This is a genomic window from Lentzea sp. NPDC059081 (genome assembly GCF_042738015.1).
Taxonomy (GTDB): domain Bacteria; phylum Actinomycetota; class Actinomycetes; order Mycobacteriales; family Pseudonocardiaceae; genus Lentzea.
Genome location: NZ_JBHYGW010000025.1, coordinates 1 through 16,375 on the forward strand (window position 1 = coordinate 1; position 16,375 = coordinate 16,375).

Annotated in this window: 10 protein-coding genes; 7 read left to right on the plus strand and 3 right to left on the minus strand. The window is 69.1% G+C overall.

Features of this window, described 5'->3' with window-relative positions; translation table 11 throughout:
• Positions 1–383: 383 nt before the first annotated feature.
• On the minus strand, positions 384–1,781 hold the full coding sequence (locus tag ACFWV3_RS35925) for a pyridoxal phosphate-dependent decarboxylase family protein (protein WP_382418140.1): 1,398 nt from the start codon (positions 1,779–1,781) through the stop codon (positions 384–386).
• A gap of 81 nt (positions 1,782–1,862) precedes the next feature.
• On the opposite strand from ACFWV3_RS35925, the gene ACFWV3_RS35930 reads away from it, so the two are divergent.
• Positions 1,863–2,294: an Lrp/AsnC family transcriptional regulator gene (locus ACFWV3_RS35930; protein ID WP_382418142.1), complete on the plus strand. Its 432-nt coding sequence runs from the start codon at positions 1,863–1,865 to the stop codon at positions 2,292–2,294.
• Position 2,295: 1 nt separating this feature from the next.
• Here ACFWV3_RS35930 and ACFWV3_RS35935 read toward each other — a convergent pair whose 3' ends face one another.
• Positions 2,296–3,060 (minus strand): SDR family NAD(P)-dependent oxidoreductase, encoded by a 765-nt coding sequence (locus ACFWV3_RS35935; protein WP_382418144.1) that lies wholly within the window; start codon positions 3,058–3,060, stop codon positions 2,296–2,298.
• A gap of 90 nt (positions 3,061–3,150) precedes the next feature.
• Between ACFWV3_RS35935 and ACFWV3_RS35940 the strand changes: the two genes are divergently transcribed.
• The 4 genes from ACFWV3_RS35940 to ACFWV3_RS35955 all read left to right on the plus strand — a co-directional run bounded on the left by ACFWV3_RS35940 (position 3,151) and on the right by ACFWV3_RS35955 (position 10,035).
• Positions 3,151–3,762, plus strand: coding sequence for a TetR/AcrR family transcriptional regulator (locus ACFWV3_RS35940; RefSeq protein ID WP_382418146.1), 612 nt, complete (start codon positions 3,151–3,153; stop codon positions 3,760–3,762).
• A gap of 775 nt (positions 3,763–4,537) precedes the next feature.
• Complete coding sequence (locus ACFWV3_RS35945; RefSeq protein ID WP_382418147.1) at positions 4,538–5,212, plus strand: hypothetical protein; 675 nt, start codon at positions 4,538–4,540, stop codon at positions 5,210–5,212.
• A gap of 146 nt (positions 5,213–5,358) precedes the next feature.
• The gene (locus tag ACFWV3_RS35950; protein WP_382418149.1) at positions 5,359–7,260 is read left to right on the plus strand and encodes a hypothetical protein; all 1,902 of its coding nucleotides are present in this window, start codon (positions 5,359–5,361) and stop codon (positions 7,258–7,260) included.
• Positions 7,261–7,296: 36 nt separating this feature from the next.
• The gene (locus ACFWV3_RS35955) at positions 7,297–10,035 is read left to right on the plus strand and encodes a toll/interleukin-1 receptor domain-containing protein (protein ID WP_382418151.1); all 2,739 of its coding nucleotides are present in this window, start codon (positions 7,297–7,299) and stop codon (positions 10,033–10,035) included.
• Positions 10,036–10,134: 99 nt separating this feature from the next.
• Here ACFWV3_RS35955 and ACFWV3_RS35960 read toward each other — a convergent pair whose 3' ends face one another.
• On the minus strand, positions 10,135–13,026 hold the full coding sequence (locus ACFWV3_RS35960; RefSeq protein WP_382418153.1) for an ATP-binding protein: 2,892 nt from the start codon (positions 13,024–13,026) through the stop codon (positions 10,135–10,137).
• A gap of 134 nt (positions 13,027–13,160) precedes the next feature.
• Here ACFWV3_RS35960 and ACFWV3_RS35965 point away from each other — a divergent pair, with 134 nt between their 5' ends.
• The gene (locus ACFWV3_RS35965; protein WP_382418155.1) at positions 13,161–14,723 is read left to right on the plus strand and encodes a S8 family serine peptidase; all 1,563 of its coding nucleotides are present in this window, start codon (positions 13,161–13,163) and stop codon (positions 14,721–14,723) included.
• Positions 14,724–14,744: 21 nt separating this feature from the next.
• Complete coding sequence (locus ACFWV3_RS35970) at positions 14,745–16,274, plus strand: S8 family serine peptidase (RefSeq protein WP_382418157.1); 1,530 nt, start codon at positions 14,745–14,747, stop codon at positions 16,272–16,274.
• Positions 16,275–16,375: the final 101 nt, after the last annotated feature.

The window sequence follows — 16,375 nt, forward strand, 5'->3', positions numbered from 1 at the left end:
GAAGCAGAGCTGTTGTGGTTTTGGTGGGAAAGAGGAGGTTCCGGTGGGGTGGGTCCCGTCACGAGCCGTGCCCAGCACTCGCTGCATCAGGTCAGGGGTGTCAAACCGCCACGCTTTTCGGCGGTTTGACACCCCTGACCTGATGTGGCTCGCTCTGGTACGGCTTGGGACGGGACCCACCCCACCCGAACCGCACCACCTACGCAACAGCAAGCCGCCCAGCACAAACAGGCGTGCCATCAACCCACCGAGGGCGCTGGGGGTCTTTGATCAGTTGGCGGGGTCCGGGGCAGAGCCCCGCGCACGAAACAGGAACCCGCCCACACAACGCGACCACCAGGACAACCCACGCCACCAGACCCCGAAGATCCACAGGACACCCCCTAGCCGGCTTGGCGCCGCAGGCGGTCGAGGATCAGGTCGATGTCGGCGGTGCTGGTGCGGTGGTTGGTGACGCACGCCCGGATACCGCGCTTCCCCTGCACCACAACGGGTCCGAGCAACGCGATGTTCTCGGCCGCCAGTTCCTGCAGCAACGGCCCGTGGTCAGGCAGGCCGTCGACCGCGAAGCACACGGCCGTCAACGTGACCGGTGCCAGCAGCGTGAGACCTTCGGTGGCTTCGATGCCTTCCGCGAGGTGGCGGGCGAGCGCGAGAGTGCGTTCGTTGGCCTTGCGGAAGGCGTCCACCCCGAACGCCTGCAGCGCGCTCCACACCTTGAAAGCCTTGAAGCTGCGGGACAGTTGCGGCCCGTAGTCCATGTAGTCGGTCATCAACGGGTCTTCGGCGACCGTGAGGTACGAGGAGTCGAACGCGTAGGCGTCGCGCAGCTTTGCGCCGTCACGCACGAGCAGGCATCCAGCCTCCAGCGGCGCGTACAGCAGCTTGTGCGGGTCCAGGGTGATCGAGTCCGCACGTGCGCAGCCGCCCATCAGCTCGCGCATGCCCTCTGACAGCAGGAAAAGCGCGCCGTAGGCACCGTCGACGTGCAGCCAGAGGTCCTGGTCCTCGCACAGGTCCGCGATGGCGTCGAGCGGGTCCACCGAGCCGGTCGACACCGTGCCGCAGGTGGCGACGACGCACCACGGCCGCAGCCCGTCCCGGCGGTCCTGCTCGATGGCCGCGCGCAGCCGGTGAACGTCCATGCGGTGCTCGCCGTCCGTGGCGATGTGGCGCACGTTGTCGAGCCCGATGCCCAGGATCGCGGCGGCCTTGTCGACACTGCGGTGCGCCTCGACGGAGGTGTAGACGACGAGCGGGGCGGCGTCGCGTTGCAACCCGGTGGCGTGGAAGTCCGGCACGCGGTCGTGCAGCGCGGTGGCGAGTGCCTGGAGGGTCGCGAGCGAACCACCGCCGGTGAGAATCCCCTTGGCAGTGCTGGGAAATCCGACGACCGAGGCCAGCCACTCGAGCACCGAACGCTCGACGACGCTGGCCGCCGGGGAGAGCTGCCAGAAGTTGCAGTTCTGGTTGATCGCGGCCGCCACCGCCTCGGCGTACGGCGCGATGCCGTTGGGCGGGCCGAGGACGTACGCGAGGAACCGCGGGTGCGCGACCGTCGTCGAGCTGGGCAGGATCGTGTCCTCCCAGCGGTCGAACAACGCGTCCACCCCGACGCCCTGCTCGGGCATCGGGGTGGCGAGCAGCCCGGCCAGCTTCGCGCGGTCCGGTTCGGGCAGGATCTCGGCCTTCGGCAGGCCTCGCTCGTAGCCGTCGAGCAGGGCGAGGAGCCGCGCGCCGGCGCGGTCGCGTTCGTCGTCGGTCAGCAGGAGTTCGTTCACGCTCAGCAGATTAGGCTTCTGCCCGCAGCACACGATTGCTACTTCAGCCCTGGTCACGGACTTCCGTGGCATGATCTGCCAGTGGACCGCATCGATCGCGCAATCATCCGCCACCTTCAGGAAGACGGCCGGCTCACGAACACCGAGCTGGCCGACAAGGTGGGGCTCACGCCGTCACCGTGCCTGCGCCGGGTGCGAGCACTCGAAGAAGCCGGAGTGATCACCGGCTACCACGCCGCCGTGGACCCGAAGGCGCTCGGCCGGGGCTTCCGCGTGCTGCTGCACATCGACCTCGCCGCGCAGGACCTGGCGACCATCGAGGCGTTCGAGGCGCGGATCGCGGAGATCGACGCCGTCGAGACGTGCGTGCGGATGTTCGGGCAGCCCGACTACCACCTGTGGGTGGCGGTCGCCGACATCGCGGCCTACGAGCAGCTCTACATGTCCGCGCTCACCCGGCTGCCGGGCGTGGCGCGCACGAACTCGCAGTTCCCGATGAAGGCCGTGAAGTAGCTCAGATCTCGGTGCCGCCGGTGACGTCGAGGACCTGGCCGGTGATCCAGCGCGCGTCGTCGGAGGCGAGGAAGGCCACGAAGTCCGCGATGTCGGCCGGTTCGCCGAGGCGGCCGAGCGCGACCCGTGCCGCTTCCCTGGCGGCGGCTTCGGGGTTCTCCTTCAGGCGGTCGTGGTGGCGCGTGAGGACGATGGCGGGCGACACGGCGTTGACCGTGATCCCCCTGGGACCGAGTTCCTTGGCGAGGGAGAGCGTGAACGCGTCGAGCGCGCCCTTGCTGGCGCTGTAGGCGATCGTCCCCGGCGTCGCGAGCGTGGCGGCGAGGCTCGAGATGGCGATGATCCGCCCGCCGTCGCGCAGTCGCGGCAACGCGGCCTGGGTGACGAAGAACGGCGCCCGCACGTTCACGGCGAACACCCGGTCGAAGTCCTCCTGGGTCAGGTCGGGCAGCGTCACGAAGCTCCCCGCGGCGGCGTTGTGGACCAAGATGTCGAGCTTGCCGTCGGGCACGTGCTCGCGCCCCGCCTCGTCGAACGCGGCCCAGAGCCGGGTCGCGTCGTCGGACCCGCCCAGCTCGACCTGCAACGCGAACGCACGCCCGCCGTCGGCCTCGATGCCCGCCACGGTGTCCTTGGCGGCCGCCTCGTCCCTGGCGTAGGTGATGGCGACGGTGGCGCCGTCGCGGCCGAGCCGTTCGGCGATCGCCCGGCCGATGCCGTTGCTGCCACCCGTGACGAGCGCGACCTTGCCGTTCAGTGAAGGCACTGCTGATCCTCTCCTTTGTGCACCGATCGGTGCTTAAAGCGAACCGTAGCACTTCTGCACCGACCGGTGTCAAAGTTGTAGGATCACCGGGTGACCGACATCCGGACGACGGCGAAGCTCGGGCGGCCGCGGGAGTTCGACGTCGACGAAGCGCTCGAACAGGCCGTGCTCGTCTTCTGGGAGCACGGGTTCGAGGGCGCGAGCCTCACCGACCTGACCACGGCCATGGGCATCAGCCGCAAGAGCATGTACGCGGCCTTCGGCAACAAGGAAGAGCTGTTCCGCAAGGCGTTGCAGCGCTACTCCGAGGGCCCCGGCGCCTACGCCGCCCGCGCGCTGGAGCAGCCGACCGCGCTGGCCGTGGCGACGTCGTTCCTCAACGGGTGCCTGTACTCGAGCACGAAACCGACGCGCCCTCCCGGCTGCCTCTACGTCAAGGGCCAGCTCACGGCCGGTGAGCCCGGCGGTCCCGTCGACCGCGCGGTCACCGCCGACCGCGACGAGGGGTTCGCCGGCCTGCGCGCCCGGTTCCAGCGGGCCGTCGACGAGGGTGACCTGCCCCCCGAGACCGACGCCTGCCAGCTGGCCCGATACGTCGTGACGGTCGCGAACGGCCTCTGCGTCCAGGCTTCCGGGGGTGTTCGGCGCGACGAGCTCCAGCCGGTGGTCGACGCGGCTCTGCGGAACTGGCCGCCGCTCTAGGCGACAAAGTTGCTCGCGAACAAGCACCACGGAACTGCGAAGTAGCGCGTCTTTGCTCATGGCGATGTTCCGGGGTCGAGCTCTTAAGCGAAACGATCCGAAGACAGGCGGCGCTTCACGCTCCCGCGAGAAGCGAATCAGCTCGATGCCACCGTTCGACCTACTGCTCCTTCGAGTTGAATCCAGAACTCCGCCCTGGGGAATCAGATCTCCCGGCGGAAGGTGAGCGGCGAATCAAAAAGCCGAGCTACAAGTGGCCTCGACGAATTTCGGGCTGTCCGAGATGACCTCCGAACAGGGATAACAGGGCACCCCCGTCTCTCACACGTGACGAGAAGGAGGTCGGTCGATCCACGGCTGCCTGCTCCGGCACCGCGTTTCCGGCAGACTCGGGCAGATCACTTTTTGCTCGATCCCAGCCTCGGACAGCGCGTTCAAGGAGATTCTGCCTGGGTCTGCACCATGATGGCTGTCATCCCTTCGCAGGTCGACACACGCTCACTATGCCCTGTCCAGAGGAATCAATCAGGGCAACGTGCCCGCAAGCCGCGTGGGCATCCAGCGGCCACCGCCACTCTGAAGGCACCCACCTGCGGTTATTTGGGGTGTTGTAACACTTTTCGCGCCGCCTGCGAGTTTCCTACCGCCCACCACCAGAACGACCAGGTCTCACCTGGAGGCGCCAGTGCCCCTGTTTCGCCGCGACCAGCCCGCGACGGCGAGTCCGCCCCCAGCGGCGCGTTTGCCGAACGACACCGCCTCACCATTCCTGAACGTGCTCGCACGTGAGCTGAACTCGGTGCTGCCCGAACAGAAAATCGCCGAGATCTGCTCCCGGCTCACCGGAGCGCCCGTTGCGACAGCCGAACACGACCGCCTCCGGGCATTGCTCGCGCTGGACTGGCTCACCCATTGCTGGCTGGGTCACTGGTACAGAACGCTGGCGGGCGACGAACAGTTCGCGGGCGCGCTCGCCATACTGCCCCCGATCCGGGACATGCGCACCGCGGAGCAGACCGGCGACCTCCTCTGGGGACTGCAGATCATGGAAAGGCAAGCTGACGAGAACCTCGCGGTCAACTACCGCGAGGACGACTTCTACGACATGGTCACCGTCTCAGCCGCGCGGCAGGCGTCGACCACGTCACCGGCCCGGACGGCAGGCAGCGCGTTCGCCGACGCGGCGGCCGCCACGGCGCTCGACGAGACCTTGGCGGCACGAGCCGACGGCGCGCTCACCGGAGTCAGGTCGTTGGCTCGGTCGTACTGCCTGGACGAGGTCTGGAACCGCGTGAAGGTCTGGGTAGGCGGACCAGGAAGCGCGGACGCCAAGAGAATCTCCATCAAGAACCTCGCCCCCGCTACCGCTCAGCACGTACTTCAACCGGTGACCGAGCACCTCCAGAACGACGCTGCCCGGCTCTACCTCGATCTGCACCGGATGGGCTGATGGAACTCACGGAACACCCCGACGGTCTCGCCGCCGTCGTCACCGCGCGAAACCTCGCGCTGCACCGGCAGCTCAGCACCGAACGCAAGCGGTTCAGCGAACTCCGGCTTGCCGACCCCCGCGTCCGTGACGAACTGGGGCGTGGCTTGCTGACATCGGAGACCGCGGCGGCGCTGCGGCTCGCCCACGTGTCCACATCCAGGCTGAACTCGGTCGTGCGGCAAGAGATCCTGGCGGGCCGCTGGAGCCTCGACGAAAGCCGCCGACCTTCGGCTCCGTCGCCGGAGCTGAGCACGGCCCTCTCCGAGATCGACGGGCTGTGGCAGCACGCGCTCAGCACGACGACCGCTGAGGTCGAGGGTCTCACGACTAGAGCCTCGATCCTGCTCGACGAGTACGAACACGCTTTCACGCGCATGACCGGTGGCGAAAAGCCTGTCATGTCGCCGTTCTCCCTTCCGCACAACACCTACGTCGGCGCGGAACTCACCGAGCCCATGCCGGTGCCGAGGTGGCTGGGGCAACTGGCGGTGCTCCCGGACAAGCCGTGGGGGCATCTGCCCTGGACGGACCTGGCAGATCGGAACCTGATCTTCCTGCCGGACGACCAGAACCTCGGTTATGGGGACTCCGTGGCCGCCGTCCAGAGCATCGTGGCCGATCAGATGTCGCGCTCCGCGCCCAACGGCCTGAAGATCACGTGGATCGACGGCATGCACCAGGGCCGGAGCGCGGGCGCGTTCCAGAGGTTGATCGACGTCGGCCCACTCGTGCTGAGTGGCAGGGTGTGGACCGCGCCGCAGGAGATCGAGACCGCGTTGCAGAGGGTGGCGAACCGCGCCGACGGGATCCAGCAATCCTGCCTGAAGAACGATCTCCCGCACCTGGACGCCTACAACGCCCAGCCCGGTGTACCGACCGAGGCCCATCACCTGGTGGTCGTGACCGGCTATCCGAACGGATTCCAGCCGGAATCGGCCAGGCTGTTGCGACAGGTGACGCAACAGGGTTACCGCACCGGCATCTCCGTGCTGGTGGTCATGCATCCGATGATGGCTTCGATCGCCCCATCCACCGACTGCGCGGTGCCCTATTACGCGACGATGACAGACGGCACGTTGCCGGATTCCGCACCTGAGTGGTGCACCTTCGACGTCCTCCCGATCGGAGAACCCGTACTGGGCAGGGCGGGACATCCGCACGCCCGCGTCTTCCCGTACGAGGAAGACGCGCCGGTGTGGATGCCTTACGTGCCAAGACATGTGGATACGGCCGACCAAGAGGCGATTCTGCTCGGTTATGTGCGGTCGTCGGCACACCTCGTCGCGACCGGACTGAGCCCACGTGAGCTGACGGAGCGCAACCTCAAGCCGGCCGAGCGCACCAACGCGCTCCGCAAAGCGATGCTCACCTGGCTGCGCGAGCAGAGCGGGCACAATCGCGTACCCCGATGGGAGGACTTCCTCACTTCCGAGCCGGCGCGCCTCACCGGAGCCACCTTCACCGCCGACGAGGTCGACAAACAGGCGGCCACCTTCCAGGACTCCGGGTTCGTGCTCGGCGCGTCCGGCCCGAACTCCCCGACACCAGTGCTCACCAGGGCTGGTGAGGACCTGGCTGAGCGAGAGCACCTCACCGCTGCGGACTTCACCGCGGCGAAGCAGGGCGACACGATCACGACGATCTTCCAGAGGGACGTGAGTGGCTCACTGGTAGCGGTGGGCAAGCACAACACGGTCGTTCAGCACCGGCACCAGGGCTACCAAAAGCAGCTCGAAGATCTGATCGCCGCTCTGAACGTGATCGTCGACAGGCTGCCCCAGATCTTGAGCCCCGGCCCGGACGCCGAAGACTCCCTGGCGCACGCGGCCGACGCGCTGACCGAAGCAACGGCTCCCCAGCCCGACGAGGGCAAGCTGCGCCGTGCGGTGAAGGGATTGGCCGGGCTTCTCAAACCCGTGGCCGACCAGGCTGTGCAGGGGGCGGGCGAGGGAGCGCACGAACTGGCCAAGGAGGCCCTGACCCATCTCCAGCCGTTCGTTTCCTGATCACGCCCGCGGAGCCGTCACAGCGAAAGAACAACGGTGGAGTACAACGCTTTCATCTCCTACAACCAAGGTCAGGACCTGAGATTCGCCGCAGCGCTGCAGGCCGGGCTGACCCGGTTCGCCGTGCCGTGGTGGAAGAGCAGCGACCTGAGGATCTGCCTCGACCGCACCGACTTGGCACAGTCATCCGCTCTGTGGCCGTCGATCGAGAAGAAGCTGGCTGCCTCCGACTGGCTCGTGCTGCTCGCTTCTCCTGGCGCGGCACGATCGCGGTGGGTCGACCGCGAGATCGAGTGGTGGCTCGCCAACAGGTCACCGGAACGGCTGCTGATCGTCTGGACGGATGGCGCGCTGGTGTGGAACGGGTCGGAGTACGACGCCACCGTTCGCGGAAACGCCTTGCCACCGCGCTTGGCCCAGGTCTTCAGCGACGAGCCGAACGTGCTCGACCTCCGCAAGTGCCGCCAGGGGTTCCGCAGGAGATGGCCGCACCGGGTCTGGCCGAGGTTCGGCGAGACCGTCGGCGCGACGGTAGCCGCAATTCGCGGCGTGGAGCCCCGGCACCTGCTCGGTCAGCACGGCCACTACCAGCGGCAGTTGCGGCGGACCGTGCGGTCGGTCGGGGTGGCTCTGGCGGTCCTGCTCGTCGCGGCGACTGTCGCCGGAGTGAAGGCGGTGGAGCGTGACGCGGAAGCGACCAGACAGCGTGACGTGGCGTTGTCCAGACAGTTCGCCACACAAAGCGACGCATTGCTCGCCACAGATCCCACGTCCGCCCAAAGACTCGCGGTCGCCGCGTGGCAGGTGTCGCACACCGACGAGGCGGCATACAGCGCGAGGAACGCCATGTTCTCCCGCCAACGGGCGGTTTTCACCGCCGAGCCGGGGTTCTCCGACGCCGTGTTCACCGCTGCCGGCGATCGGCTCGTCACCGTTGGGGCCGAAGGTTCGATGGTGGTGTTCGACGTCGCGTCGCGAGCCGAGGTGGGCCGGATCGCCACCGGCCACCAGGGCTGGATCAGCGATCTGGCGATCAGTGCGACCGGGGACTACCTGGCCACCGCCGGCGAGGACCACACCGTGCGGATCTGGGACGCTCGCACCTGGACCCAGTCGGGTCGCACCATCCGGGTGGAAGACGAGAAGGTGAGGACTGTCGAGTTCAGCCCGGATGGCCAGATGCTCGCGTCCGCCGACAACCGCGAGACCGTCTCGTTCTGGTCGGTCCGGACCCAGGAACCGGTGGGAGACCCGATCCGGACCGGGAGTGACATCACCGACATCGCATTCGACCGCAGCGGCAGACTTCTGGCGACGGCTGGCCGGGGTGGAGTCCAGATGTGGGACGTCACCACGAGGTCCAAGGCGGGTCCCTTCCTGAAGTCCGCGGCGCACGATGTGGAGACGGTGGCTTTCAGCCCGATCGCCGACCGGCTGATCACCGGGGACGACGACTCGGAGTTGCAAGTGTGGGACAGCACGACCGGCGGGTTCGTCACCGACATGCAGACCGGACATTCCACCTACGTTCGCGACGTGCTGTTCAGCCCTGACGGTCGCGTCTTCGCAACTGTCGGTGGAGAAGAGGACGTCATGCTTTGGGATGCCAACACCGGGAAGCGGCTGTCGTTGCCTCTCAGCGGCCACACCGGTCTTATCGGCTCGATGGCGTTCTCTCCGGACGGCACCGCCCTCGTCACGGTCGGCAATGACGACACCACACGGGTGTGGGAGGTGCACAGCAACCTCGCCGTCCGCGCCTTCCCGGGCAAGCACGACGGCTTCGTGCACGAGGTCGTGTTCAGCCCGGACGGGGAGGTGGTGGCCTCTGCAGGCGCGGACGGCACGGTGCGTCTGTGGAGCGCGAAGAACAACTCGCCGATCGGTGAGCCTCTGCGAGGTGACTTCCAAGAAGCCTCCGATGTGGCGTTCAGCCCCGATGGCAGACGGGTCGCCGCCGCGACGCACGAGGGCACGGTCGTGGAATGGAACGTCGACACCCATGAGCTAACCGGCCCGATCATCAAGGCCAACTTCCACGGAGATCACGGCGAATGGGTGGACTCGCTGCTCTACGCCCGCGGCGGTGAACTGATCATCAGTGCGGGCCACGACGGGAAAGTGCGTTTCTGGAGCTCCTCGAGCCACCAGGAGCAGGGCAGGCCGTTGGACATCGGGCACGGCCAGATCTTCGGCACGGCACTCCACCCGAACGGCGTGTTGCTGGCGATCGGCAACGCGGACGGCACAACCGGTCTCTGGGACATCGACACCCGCCTGCCCGCCGGCGATCCACTCAGCGAGGCGGACTCGTCGAACGCCATCAGGAAGGTGGCCTTCAGTCCGGACGGCAACACCCTGGCCGCTGCGGGAAGCGACGGCACGGTCCGTCTCTGGGACGTGCGATCGCGCACGTCGATCGGTGACCCACTGGCCGACAACGCCCACGACGTCCGCGGCGTGGCGTTCAGCCCTGACAGCACCATGCTCGCCGCGGGGTCCGGCGACGGGAGAATCAGGCTTTGGGACATCAAGACGCGCAAACAGTTCTCGGTGTATCTCGCCGAACATGCGGCAGCCGTGACCGGTGTCGCCTTCACCGGGGACGGAACCAGGCTGGCGAGCTCCAGCTGGGACAAGACCGTGCGCCTGTGGGACATGGGTGACCAGGCCTCACCGGTGCGAACGATCTGCGCCTTCCGCGACGAACTGACGCCCGACGAATGGACTCGTTACACGGCGAACGAACCTCACCGCAACACATGTCGCGGGTGAGCCCGACGCATGCTTCCGCAGGCAGCAGAGTTGAGGAAGGCCTGCCTACCACCGTGCAAGGGTCTTCCTGCACCAGCCTCTGTACACCACCCAAGCCCCCTAAGCCAGGTCTTCTGCCTGCAGCTCCGCCCGTGACGACACGCCGAGCTTCCGCAACACCCGTGCCGCGTGCTGCTCCACCGTGCGGGGCGACAGGAACAGCACGTCCGCGATCCGCCGGTTCGTGTGCCCGGCGGCCAGCAGCCGCGCGACCTCCTGCTCCCGTGGCGAAAGCTCGTTGCCGTAACCACGGCGGCCTCGGCGGGACGGTTTGCCGCCGCCGATGCCGCGCAACAGATGCCGGCACCGGGCCGCGTCCCGGGTCGCACCCAGCGCGTCGAACGTGTCGACCAGCGCCGACAGGCACTCGGACGCCTTCTCGTGGTCCGTCGGCACGAGACAAACGGCTTCGCGTTCGGCGACCAGGGCGGTGAGGTAGGGCGCGGGCAGGGCCGTGTACCGGTCGGCGGCCTCGCGGTAGCGGGTCACGGCGTCGTCGATCTGACCACGGGCTTCGGCCAGCAGGCCGCGGCAGTGGGCCAGCGCGGCGAACGCCATCGGGGCGTCGCAGCCCTCGATGCCGGACGCGATGTCGTCGATCACCGTCTCGGCGTCGGTCTCGCGGCCGGAGGCGAGGAACGCGCTCACGGCGACGGGGCCCAGTTCGGTGGCCCACACCCAGATTCCCTTGCCCCGCACGATGGCCAGGCCGCGATCGACGTCCACGCACGCCCGCGTCACCTCGTCCTGCGCGAGCATCGTACGGGCCAGCGCGGCGCACCCGGCGATCGCGACCGGGGCGATGGACTCCTCCGGGGCGAACGCGCCCGTCTCGGTCAGGTGGCTGGTGGCCTCGGACCACTCGCCGCGCGCGGTGGCGAGGGAGCCGAGCACCAGGCACAGCTCGCTGGCCACCGGGAACAGGTCGCGGTACTCGTCGAGCAGCGTCTCGGCGCGCTCGGCCAGGCCGTCCCAGTTGCCGGTCAGCCAGTCGAGGCGGGCCCTGGTCGCGTGCGCGGTGCTCGCGACGAACGGGGCGCCGCACTCCGACGCGTACCGCAGTCCGTTGCGCAGCAGGTCGGCGCAGAGGTCGAAGTGGCCGGTCGTCGTCAGCGCGTCGGCCAGGTTGCAGTGGGCGCGCGCGAGCTGCCGCAGTTCGCCCGGGGTGGCGGCCGCGGTGAACTCCAGTCCGGTGAGGACGGACGGGTCACCGGTGTGCATGCGGGAGCCGACGACGTTGGCGTACAACGACATCTTCAGCTCGGGGTCGTCGAACGCCGCACGCACCTCGTCGACGTGGTCGAGCCACGGCCGCACCTCGGCGAACGGCGTGGCGCCCAGATAGGACAGTCCCAGCACGGCGGCGCCGCGGGCGGCGAGGTCCGGTCGTTCGGTCAGGTCGGCGACGGCCCGTTCGAGCTCGGAACGTGCCTCCTCGACGCCCCCGGCCTGGCGGATGAGCAACACGCCCCGGTACAGGCGCACCTGCCCGCGGGCGGCCGTGGACAGCCGCCGGTCCGACAGGAGCCGTTCCAGCGTCTCGGCGGGAACCAGCTGGTCGAGGCCCTGGTGGGCGATCTGGCCGAGCTTGATCGCGAGCCGGTCGACGTCCGCGGCGGGCACCTCCGGGTCGTGCAGCAGCCGTTGCAACAGGGTGGTGGCCGTGCCCGCGTCACCCACCTCGGCGGCGCGGTCGGCCGCGGCCTCGCCGTAGCGCAGCCACTCGGCCGTGCGCCCGGCCCGTTCGCTGTGCTCGGCGAGCTGGACGAGCGGGAGCGGATCGGCCTGGCCGAGCACGTCGACCGCGCGGGCGTGCAGGCGTTGGCGGTCGGGACCGCTCAACGTGTCGTAGACGGCTTGCTGGGCGAGCGCGTGCCGGAAGCCGTAGCGCCGTGCGTCGACCTCGTGCAGAACGTGGCCGCTCAACGCGTGCGTCAACGCCGAGGAGTCGATCCCGGCGACCGAGCCGAGCAGCTCTGCGGACGCGGGCGCGCCCAGCACGGCGGCGGCCTGCACGAGCCGGGTCGCGGCCTCGGGCAACGCGGCCAGACGTTCGGCCATCGCGTCTCGCAGCAACACGGGCACCTCGACGTTGTCGAGCAGACGCCGTGCCGTGGCTCCGTCAGCATGCACAGCGCCGGCCGGGTTTCGCAGAGCGCGCAGCGTCTCCTCGACCACGAACGGGATGCCCGCCGTGCGTTCGTGCAGCTTGGCCGCGAACTCGGCGGAGACCGGCTCACCGTCGAGGATGGCCGACGTCAACGCCCGCACCTCGGCGACGTCGAGAGGGACCAGTTCCAGCACCGCGCTGGTGATCCCGGTCGGCGGCCGGTACGCCGACCCCAGCGGGACGCCGTCCGGCAGGTCCTCGCGCCGGTAGGTGACCACGATGGACAGGTTCGCCGGCGGGTCGCCCATCAGGAACCGCAGCAGCTGACGGGACGCGTCGTCGGCCCAGTGCAGGTCCTCGACGACGAGCAGGACCGGTCCGAGCACGCTGATCAGCTCGCGCATCGCCCGGAACACGCGGTGGCGTTCGGCGCGCGGGTCGCCGGTCGGGGGCGGCGGCGCGGGCAGGTGTTCGGCGAGCTCCGGCAGCAGCGCGCCGAGCACTCCGGCCACCGGGCTCAGCCGCGAGCGGGTGCGCGCCAGCCGGTCCGTGCAGTCGCGCAACGCCTCCAGCACCGCGCCGTACGGGAACGGCTCCCCCACCGGCTGGCAGTGGCCCATCAGCACGGCGATCGGGCCGAGATCGGCGTCGAGCAGCTCGCGGACCAGGCGCGACTTGCCCACACCCGCCTCGCCCTCGACGAGCACGACGGCCGGATGGCTGGGCACGGCGGCCCGCAGCGCGCCGAGCTGATCACCCCGCCCCACCAGCACCGGCGAGCTGGTCCGCATCAGCCCCGTGGGGTCGGGCCTCCGTTGGCCCGATCTCGGTGTCCGGCTCATCCGGACCGATGGTAGGTGAAAGTCGGGTATCCCTACGTAGCGATATCCGGATTGTTCGCCGTTCACAGTCGCTCGATGGTGATCCGCACGTGGCCGCCCATCCCTGCCGAGGCGGCCAGAACGGAGAAACCGAGATGCGACTCGATCGCACAGCACGCGTGCTCGCGGCGGCCGGCATCGGCCTGGCCGTCGCGGCGGCCGTGAGCAGCCCCGTCTCCGCCCAAACGGGGTCGGTCCAGAAGACGGCGGACCCCGTCGCGGGCAGCTACATCGTGGTGTTCAAGGACGGCGGCAGCGACGCGCCGACGACCAACGCCAAGGCGCTCGACCTCGCCCGCAAGCACGGTGGCAAGGTCAGCAACACCTACGTCGCGTCGGTGCGCGGCTTCGCGGTGAAGCTGGACGAGGCGGCGGCACGCCGGCTCGCGGCCGACCCGTCCGTCGCGTACGTGCAGCAGGACGGCTGGGCCCGGATGTCCGACACCCAGACGAACCCGACGTGGGGCCTCGACCGGATCGACCAGGCGAACCTGCCGCTCGACCAGCGCTTCACCTACCCGAACACCGCGTCGAACGTGACGGCGTACATCCTGGACACCGGCATCTACAAGGCGCACACCGAGTTCGAGGGCCGGGCCAAGGACGGCTACGACTTCATCGACAACGACTCGGACGCCTCGGACTGCCAGGGCCACGGCACGCACGTCGCCGGCACGGTCGGCTCGAAGACCTACGGCGTGGCGAAGAAGGTCAACCTGGTCGCGGTCCGCGTGCTCGACTGCTCCGGCAACGGCCAGTACTCGCAGATCATCAAGGGCATCGACTGGGTCGCCCAGAACGCGAGGAAGCCCGCCGTGGCGAACATGAGCCTCGGCGGCGGCGCGGACTCCACTGTGGACAACGCGGTGAAGCGCGCCATCGCGGCCGGTGTCACGTTCGGTCTCGCCGCCGGCAACAACAACGGCGACGCCTGCCAGACCTCGCCCGCCCGCGTGCCGGAGGCCATCACGGTGGCCGCCAGCGACTCGGCGGACAAGCGGTCGATCTACACCGGCGGCCAGGCGTCGAACTGGGGTTCGTGCGTCGACCTCTTCGGCCCCGGCTCGAACATCACCTCCACCAAGAACGGCGGCGGCACCACGTCGATGGGCGGCACCTCGATGGCCACCCCGCACGTCGTCGGCGCCGCCGCGCTGTACGTGTCCGCGAACCCGTCCGCCACCCCTGCCCAGGTTCGCGACGCGCTGGTGAACAACGCCACCACCGGGAAGATCACCGACCTCCAGGGGTCGCCGAACAAGCTGCTCAACATCAGCTTCATCGGCGGCGGCAACCCCGACCCCGAGCCCTGCGCCGCCGCCACGAACGGCGACGACGTGGCCATTCCGGACAACGGCACCGCCGTCACGTCGTCGGTGAACGTCACCGGCTGCACCGGCAAGGCCTCGACCGGTACCAAGGTCAAGGTCGACATCAACCACCCGTACACCGCCGACCTCGCCATCGACCTGGTCGGTCCGTCCGGCGCCACCTACAGCCTCAAGAAGGCCAGGGGCGTCACCTCCACGGGCGGCGTGCACGAGACCTACACCGTCGACGCGTCCGCGGAGAACCGCAACGGCACGTGGAAGCTGCAGGTCACCGACGTGTGGACCTATGACGCCGGAAACATCGACGCCTGGACCCTCACGTTCTGACGACGCCCGGAAGGACTTCCCATGCACCGCACCACCTGCGGGCTCGCCGTGCTCGTCATCGCCACCGCTGTCCTGGCCACCCCGGCACAGGCGGCCGAGGCCGAGTTCGTGAAGGCGAAGAACCCCGCGCCCGGCGGTAGTTTCATCGTGTCCCTCAAGCCGGCGGCGGGTGTTCAGGCATCCAGCTCGCTGGCGCAGAAGTACGGCGGCGACCTCGACGCCGTGTTCTCCCACGCCATACGCGGTTTCCAGGTCAAGAACCTGACCGAGGCCGCCGCGCGCAGGCTCGCCGCCGACCCCGCCGTCAAGGCCGTCTACCAGGACGGCACGGCGCGGGCGCTCGACGAGCAGGCCAACCCGACGTGGGGCCTCGACCGGATCGACCAGGCGTCGCTGCCGCTGGACAAGAAGTACACCTACCCCGGCGGCGGCGCGTCGAACGTGACGGTCTACGTCACCGACACCGGCATCAAGACCGGGATCACCGACTTCGAGGGGCGCGCGTCCGTGGGCGCCGACTTCATCGAGGACGGCCAGAACGGCCAGGACTGCTCGGGCCACGGCACGCACGTGGCGGGCACGGTCGGCTCCAAGACCTGGGGCGTGGCCAAGAAGGCGAAGCTCGTCTCGGTCCGCATGCTCGGCACGAGCTGCACCGGCAACGGGCCCGACTCGGCCGGCGTCAAGGCCATCGAGTGGGTCACGGCGAACGCGAAGAAGCCCGCTGTCGTCAACGCCTCCTGGACGTTCGACACCGCGGACATCGGCAACGACGCCATCGCCGGGATGCTCGCCTCCGGCGTGCAGATGGCCGTCGCGTCGGGCAACAGCTCGACCGACGCCTGCTCCACCGGTCCCGCCAAGATCGCGGCACTCATCACGGTGAACGCGACCTCGTCCAACGACGCACGTGCCTCGTTCTCGAACTACGGCACCTGCACGGACATCTTCGCCCCCGGTGACAACATCACCTCGCTGGGGCTGAACGGCGGTTCCGCGAGCATGTCCGGCACGTCCATGGCCACCCCGCACGTCGCGGGGGTCGCGGCCCTGTACCTGTCGGCGAACCCGTCCGCGAGCCCGCAGGCCCTGCGCGACGCCCTGGTGAACGGCGCCACCTCCGGCAAGGTCACCAACCCCGGTTCCGGGTCGCCGAACAAGCTGCTGTACAGCGGTTTCCTCGGCGGCGGCCCCGCACCCGAGTGCGGCCCCGGCACGAACGGCGACGACGTGTCCATCCCGGACAACGGCACCGCTGTCTCGTCGTCGGTGACGATCTCGGGCTGCACCGGCAACTCCACGGCCTCGGCAACCGTCAAGGTCGACATCAACCACACCTACACCGGCGACCTGGCCATCGACCTGGTCAGCCCGTCGGGCAGGTCCTACAGCCTCAAGAAGGCGGGCGGCACGTCGTCGTCCGCCGGAGTGCACGAGACCTACCCGGTCGACCTGTCCTCCGAGGCGCGCAACGGAACGTGGAAGCTCCAGGTGAAGGACGTCTACACCTACGACGTCGGCACCATCGACGCCTGGACTCTCACGGTCTGACAGGGGGAACAGAGAAGTGGGGGGGGGGGGGGTGGTTTTGTCCCCCCCCCCCCCCCCCCCCCCCCCCCCCCCCCCCCCCCCCCCACCCCCCCCCCCCCACC

Excerpts from the sequence above, each read along its gene's own strand:
- ACFWV3_RS35960 (WP_382418153.1), bottom strand. The coding sequence starts at position 13,026 with ATGAGCCGGACACCGAGATCGGGCCAACGGAGGCCCGACCCCACGGGG.
- ACFWV3_RS35965 (WP_382418155.1), top strand. The coding sequence starts at position 13,161 with ATGCGACTCGATCGCACAGCACGCGTGCTCGCGGCGGCCGGCATCGGC.
- ACFWV3_RS35970 (WP_382418157.1), top strand. The coding sequence starts at position 14,745 with ATGCACCGCACCACCTGCGGGCTCGCCGTGCTCGTCATCGCCACCGCT.